A 5,846-nucleotide genomic window follows, 5' to 3' on the forward strand; every position below is an offset into this window, starting at 1 on the left:
AGTCAGGGTGGTTTTACCGTGGTCAACGTGGCCGATGGTGCCGACGTTTACGTGCGGTTTATTACGCTCAAATTTTTCTTTAGACACGACGTAGTCCTTCTAGGTTAAACCCGCCTACCGTCGTAGGCGGGGAATCTTAAATTACTTGGATTTGCGCTCTTCGATCACGGCTTGTGCAACGTTGGTCGGTGCATCGTGATACTTGGCGAATTCCATGGCGTAGGAAGCACGACCCTGGGTAGCGGAACGCAGTGCAGTTGCATAACCGAACATTTCGGCCAGCGGCACCAGAGCACGTACGATCTTGCCGGACGGCCCATCTTCCATACCTTCGATCAGGCCACGACGACGGTTCAGGTCACCGATAACGTCGCCCATGTAATCTTCCGGAGTTTCAACTTCTACTTTCATGATCGGTTCGAGCAGAACCGGGTTGGCTTTCATGAAGCCAGCCTTAAAGGCCATGGAAGCAGCGATTTTGAACGCCAGTTCGGAAGAGTCGACATCGTGGTAAGAACCGAAGTGCAGACGCACACCCAGATCCATAACCGGGTAACCAGCCAGCGGACCAGATTTGAGCTGCTCACGGATACCTTTATCAACACCCGGGATGAATTCACCAGGAATGACACCACCTTTGATGTCGTTGACGAATTCGTAGGCTTTGCCTTCTTCCAGCGGGTACATGTCGATAACAACATGACCGTACTGACCGCGACCACCAGACTGCTTGGCATGCTTGCCTTCGATGTCTTTAACGGTGGTACGGATGGTTTCACGGTAGGCAACCTGCGGCTTACCTACGTTGGCTTCAACCTTGAACTCGCGACGCATACGGTCAACGATGATGTCCAGGTGCAGCTCACCCATACCAGCGATGATGGTTTGACCTGACTCTTCGTCAGTCCATACGCGGAAGGACGGATCTTCCTGAGCCAGACGGCCCAGTGCCAGACCCATCTTCTCCTGGTCAGCCTTGGTTTTCGGCTCAACCGCGATAGAAATTACCGGCTCTGGGAATTCCATACGCTCGAGGATGATCGGTGCGTTCGGGTCACACAGGGTGTCACCAGTGGTCACGTCTTTCAGACCGATGGCAGCAGCGATGTCACCAGCGCGTACTTCTTTGATCTCTTCACGCTTGTTGGCATGCATCTGAACGATACGGCCAAAACGCTCGCGCTTGTCCTTGACGGAGTTCAGCACGGTGTCACCGGAGTTGATCACGCCAGAGTAGACACGGAAGAAGGTCAGGTTACCAACGAACGGGTCGGTAGCGATCTTGAACGCCAGAGCAGAGAACGGCTCGTCATCAGAAGCATGACGCTCGTCTTTGGTCTCGCCGTCCATTTTCAGGCCGTCGATGGCAGCAACGTCGGTCGGAGCCGGCAGGTACTCGATCACGGCATCCAGCATTGCCTGTACGCCCTTGTTCTTGAACGCGGAGCCACAGGTTACCAGGATGATCTCGTTGTTCAGCACGCGCTGACGCAGAGCACCTTTGATCTCTTCCTCGGTCAGCTCTTCGCCGCCCAAGTATTTTTCCATCAGGTCTTCAGACGCTTCTGCAGCGGCTTCAACCAGATTCATGCGCATTTCTTGCGCCTGTTCCAGCAACTCGGCCGGGACGTCTTCGTAATCGAAGGATACGCCCTGATCAGCTTCATTCCAGTTGATGGCTTTCATCTTGACCAGGTCAACAACGCCCTTGAAGTTCTCTTCGGCGCCGATGTTCAGCTGAAGGGGAACCGGAGTACCTTTCAGACGGGTCTTGATGTGCTCAACGCAGCGCAGGAAGTTGGCGCCGGTACGGTCCATCTTGTTGACGAACGCGATACGGGGAACCTTGTACTTGTTAGCCTGACGCCATACGGTTTCAGACTGTGGCTGTACGCCACCTACGGCACAGTACACCATCACGGCACCGTCCAGAACACGCATTGAACGCTCTACTTCGATAGTAAAGTCAACGTGGCCCGGGGTATCGATGATGTTGATACGGTGCGGTTGGAACTGTTTACCCATACCGGACCAGAAAGCGGTGGTCGCGGCGGAGGTGATGGTGATACCACGCTCTTGTTCCTGTTCCATCCAGTCCATGGTGGCAGCGCCATCGTGAACTTCACCGATCTTGTGACTTACACCGGTGTAAAACAGTACGCGCTCGGTAGTAGTAGTCTTACCGGCGTCAATGTGAGCGGAGATACCGATGTTACGATAACGCTCAATGGGGGTTGTACGAGCCATTGTCATCCTCTTACTAAGGCGCTTGTCCCTAGATAATTAAAGGTGCGCAGAGTCAAAAGACCCTGCGCAAGCGGATTACCAGCGGAAGTGAGCGAAGGCTTTGTTCGCTTCAGCCATACGGTGAACGTCTTCACGTTTCTTGACAGACGAACCCTTATTGTCAGCGGCATCCAGCAGCTCGCCAGCCAGACGCTGAGCCATTGATTTTTCACCACGTTTACGAGCGGCATCAACCAACCAGCGCATTGCCAGGGCATTGCGACGTACCGGACGAACTTCTACCGGCACCTGATAGGTTGCACCACCGACGCGACGAGATTTAACCTCGACCGCCGGACGAATGTTATCCAGAGCTTCTTCGAATACGGCCAGGTGCTCTTTGCCAGATTTGGTGGCAATGATGTCCAGGGCGCCATAAACAATGGCTTCTGCAACAGATTTCTTACCGTCAACCATTACTACGTTGACAAATTTAGCCAGCAGCTCTGATCCGAACTTGGGATCTGGCAGGATTTTACGCTGACCAACAACACGACGTCTTGGCATTTCAAATTCTCCGTAACTTCAGGGATTACCCAAAACTAGAAAGCTATCTAACTAGAAACGAATTAACGTTTGGCCTTACTTAACGGAGAACCATTAAGCTTTAGGACGCTTCACGCCATACTTGGAGCGAGCCTGCTTACGGTCTTTAACACCGGCACAGTCCAACGCACCACGAACGGTGTGATAACGAACACCTGGCAAGTCTTTTACACGACCGCCACGGATCAGAACAACAGAGTGCTCTTGCAGGTTGTGACCTTCACCGCCGATGTAGGAGGTGACTTCGAAGCCGTTGGTCAGACGTACACGGCACACTTTACGCAGTGCAGAGTTAGGCTTCTTCGGGGTGGTGGTATATACACGAGTGCATACGCCACGCTTCTGAGGGCACGCTTCCAGCGCCGGCACGTTGCTTTTCACAACGAGCTTGATGCGTGGCTTGCGAACCAACTGGTTAATAGTTGCCATCAAAAGGCTCCTGATAATGACTTCATAAACGTGTGGAAAATCCTCCCCGCAGATACGGGGACGCGAAATTTTATGCCCTGTTGTCTGGGGAGTCAAGATTTATACAATTTGCGTCACAAAAGGGCAATTCGGATCCGTTTGATTTCACGACATCACCTTGAATTTTCTTGAAAATATGCTTCTCAGCTACCCCAGGTGCGCGGGGAACCTTTTTGCGCAATCAGTGCCACCAGACCCGCCATATCGAGCACATTGCCCACCCGATGCTGCAAACCGCGAGCTTGCAGATCTTCCTGCATCACATAAAGCGGGATACCCGCCAGCCGCGCGCTCCACTGGGGAGCCGATGCCGCAATCACGGCATCCTGCATCAGTACCAGCTCATCCTCGGGCTGAAGGTATGAGAGCGCCTCTGCCAGAGCCTGACTCTGAAAGGGGGAGTTCAATATCAGATGCAACATGGAGACCTCAAAAGCTGATGTGAGTCGAACATTGTGCCCAGCGCCGAGCCAGTTCCTGGCGCGGCAGACTCTCGACGGGGATCAGCAGATCATCCACTGTCACGCCACGCTCTGCCAGCGAGTCAGCACAAACATAGACCTCTTCGATGTCGTAGAGTTCCAGCATCTTGAAGGTGGGCGCGTAGTGGCGCTGCAAAATGGCGGCAGGCTGCTGCTCCTTGAGCAGTTGCAGCACACCGTCCCCAATCAGGAAGAGGGCCAGCTCATCGGTCATGGCCGAGGTGGCCAGCATGGCATCCAGTCCTTCCCGGCCGGCGGCATGGCCATGGGGGCCATGACTGCAGATAAAGGCGATTTTCTTGCTCATGACTCCCCCTAGAACTGAACCAGCCGATCGGCGGTGAGTGCAGCCTCGGCCAACTGGCCCAGACCGCTCAGGCAAAATGGCGCTTGCAGATTGAAGTGCTCCTGCCCTGCCCCCTTGGCTTCCTGTTCATCGAGCACACCGCGCCGCATGGCGGCGGCGACGCAGACGTCGACACGGATCCCCTGCTCTTCTGCCAGCTCTCGCCACAGACGCACCAGGTCAGTCTCATCGGATGCAGGCAGATGCAAACCGTTGCCGTTGCAGACCCCATCCTGATAGAAGAACAGGTGGGACAAGGTATGCCCCTGTGCCAACAGGGTGCAGGCAAAACGATAGGCGGTGCTGGCTGATTGGGTGCCATAGGCAGGCCCCGTGACCAGGATGGCAAAACTCAGACTCATAGCAGGACTCCTGTGCTGACCCGGTCCATTTTACGCCAAAAACAAAAAAGCCCCTGCCAGGAGGGGCTTGATTCGATCTGTTGATCAGAGATGGGCAATCGCCTCGACCTCGACCAGCACATCTTTCGGCAGACGAGCCACCTCCACGCAGGAGCGGGCTGGCGCCGCATCGCCAAAGTAGCGGGCATAGACCTGGTTGAAGGCAACGAAGTTGTTCATGTCGCTCAGGAAGCAGGTGGTTTTTACCACTTTGCTGGCATCAGCACCCGCAGCGTGCAACACGGCAACCAGATTCTTCATCACCCGTTCGGCCTGCTCTTCGATGCCGCCAGCCACGATCTCCATGGTGGCAGGATCGAGCGGGATCTGCCCGGAGGTGAAGATCATCTCGCCAACCTTGGTAGCCTGAACATACGGACCAATCGCGGCAGGCGCCTTGTCGGTTGCAATCACTTCTTTAGCCATTCATCTATCCCCTTCTGGAATGAGTTACTCGTTCTCGTCTTCACCCTGCTTGCGCTGTCGGATGTAAAGATAAACGGTATGTTTTGAAATATTGAGTTTGTCCGCCACCAGATTGATCGAATCCTTGATGTCGAAAATGCCCTTCTCGAACAGCTGGGTCACGATGAAGCGGTTCTTGGCATTGTTGGCCACAGTGGGATCGCGGTTGATCTCGTCGATGGTGTTATCCACCGTCTGGGCAACCAGCTCTTCCACGCTATTGGCGAAGGTCTCTGGTGACTGACGCGCCGCCTGCTGGGGCGTCGGGAAAAATTCTGCCACGAACTCGTGGAAAGGCGCATTGATGTGCAGGTTGATGCAGATCAGCCCCACTACTTGCCGCTCGCTGTTGCGAATGGCGATGGTGCTCGACTTCATCAGCGCACCGGTACGGCTGCGAGCGAAATAGCTCTGGGTGTAATCTTGGCCGGTGCTCTCGATGTCCTTGAGCATGCGCAGGGCGAGATCGGTGATGGGCGCCCCGAGGGTGCGTCCGGTATTGAAGCCGTTGGCGATCTTGATCACCGACTCGTGCAGATTTTCCAGGGAGTGGAGAACCACTTCACAATGCTTGCCGAACAGCTCGGCCAAGCCATCGATGAGCCCATCGTATGAGCGCAACAATTCCCTGTCTTCATCTGTAAAAGTGCGGCTGATCAGCTGTTCTTCGGGAAGCATGGCTTCCTCGATACCGACAGTCATGTTCTACCCCTGTAATAACCATTCAACTTTCCCGAGTTTTAAATTGCAAGGGAGTAAAGTCAACTTTTTTTGATTTTTTACTCTACAACTTTGCTCTGGATCATCCTGAAACCCGCGCTGCGTCTACCTTTGCCGAGGAATTGGTGTCTA

General features: G+C 54.4%; 9 protein-coding genes. All 9 read right to left on the reverse strand.

Annotation, left to right across the window (positions count from 1 at the left end; all coding sequences use genetic code 11):
• Positions 1–87: GTP-binding protein (locus A9G06_RS22195; protein WP_201796737.1), on the reverse strand; the 87-nt coding region annotated here is incomplete at its 3' end.
• 54 nt (positions 88–141) lie between these two features.
• Complete coding sequence (gene fusA / locus A9G06_RS21020) at positions 142–2,247, reverse strand: elongation factor G (RefSeq protein ID WP_005339913.1); 2,106 nt, start codon at positions 2,245–2,247, stop codon at positions 142–144.
• Positions 2,248–2,322: 75 nt separating this feature from the next.
• Positions 2,323–2,793: a 30S ribosomal protein S7 gene (gene rpsG / locus A9G06_RS21025; RefSeq protein ID WP_005339911.1), complete on the reverse strand. Its 471-nt coding sequence runs from the start codon at positions 2,791–2,793 to the stop codon at positions 2,323–2,325.
• Positions 2,794–2,886: 93 nt separating this feature from the next.
• Complete coding sequence (gene rpsL / locus A9G06_RS21030) at positions 2,887–3,261, reverse strand: 30S ribosomal protein S12 (RefSeq protein WP_005306278.1); 375 nt, start codon at positions 3,259–3,261, stop codon at positions 2,887–2,889.
• A gap of 182 nt (positions 3,262–3,443) precedes the next feature.
• Positions 3,444–3,722, reverse strand: coding sequence for a sulfurtransferase complex subunit TusB (tusB, locus tag A9G06_RS21035; protein ID WP_069556522.1), 279 nt, complete (start codon positions 3,720–3,722; stop codon positions 3,444–3,446).
• Positions 3,723–3,729: 7 nt separating this feature from the next.
• Positions 3,730–4,089, reverse strand: a complete 360-nt coding sequence (gene tusC, locus A9G06_RS21040; protein WP_069556523.1) for a sulfurtransferase complex subunit TusC — start codon at positions 4,087–4,089, stop codon at positions 3,730–3,732.
• An 8-nt stretch (positions 4,090–4,097) separates the two neighbouring features.
• Complete coding sequence (gene tusD, locus A9G06_RS21045; RefSeq protein WP_069556524.1) at positions 4,098–4,490, reverse strand: sulfurtransferase complex subunit TusD; 393 nt, start codon at positions 4,488–4,490, stop codon at positions 4,098–4,100.
• An 84-nt stretch (positions 4,491–4,574) separates the two neighbouring features.
• Entirely contained in the window at positions 4,575–4,955 is a 381-nt protein-coding gene (locus A9G06_RS21050; RefSeq protein WP_005339904.1) for a RidA family protein, read from the reverse strand.
• A 24-nt stretch (positions 4,956–4,979) separates the two neighbouring features.
• Positions 4,980–5,696: a transcriptional regulator gene (locus A9G06_RS21055; RefSeq protein WP_005339902.1), complete on the reverse strand. Its 717-nt coding sequence runs from the start codon at positions 5,694–5,696 to the stop codon at positions 4,980–4,982.
• Between the last annotated feature and the right edge of the window lie 150 nt (positions 5,697–5,846).

This window comes from Aeromonas sp. DNP9 (assembly GCF_001728955.1).
In the GTDB taxonomy this organism is placed as follows: domain Bacteria; phylum Pseudomonadota; class Gammaproteobacteria; order Enterobacterales; family Aeromonadaceae; genus Aeromonas; species Aeromonas veronii.

Coding starts and splice junctions, on each gene's coding strand:
- tusC (WP_069556523.1), bottom strand. CDS start 4,089: ATGAGCAAGAAAATCGCCTTTATCTGCAGTCATGGCCCCCATGGCCAT.
- tusD (WP_069556524.1), bottom strand. CDS start 4,490: ATGAGTCTGAGTTTTGCCATCCTGGTCACGGGGCCTGCCTATGGCACC.
- tusB (WP_069556522.1), bottom strand. CDS start 3,722: ATGTTGCATCTGATATTGAACTCCCCCTTTCAGAGTCAGGCTCTGGCA.
- fusA (WP_005339913.1), bottom strand. CDS start 2,247: ATGGCTCGTACAACCCCCATTGAGCGTTATCGTAACATCGGTATCTCC.
- A9G06_RS21055 (WP_005339902.1), bottom strand. CDS start 5,696: ATGACTGTCGGTATCGAGGAAGCCATGCTTCCCGAAGAACAGCTGATC.
- rpsG (WP_005339911.1), bottom strand. CDS start 2,793: ATGCCAAGACGTCGTGTTGTTGGTCAGCGTAAAATCCTGCCAGATCCC.
- A9G06_RS21050 (WP_005339904.1), bottom strand. CDS start 4,955: ATGGCTAAAGAAGTGATTGCAACCGACAAGGCGCCTGCCGCGATTGGT.
- rpsL (WP_005306278.1), bottom strand. CDS start 3,261: ATGGCAACTATTAACCAGTTGGTTCGCAAGCCACGCATCAAGCTCGTT.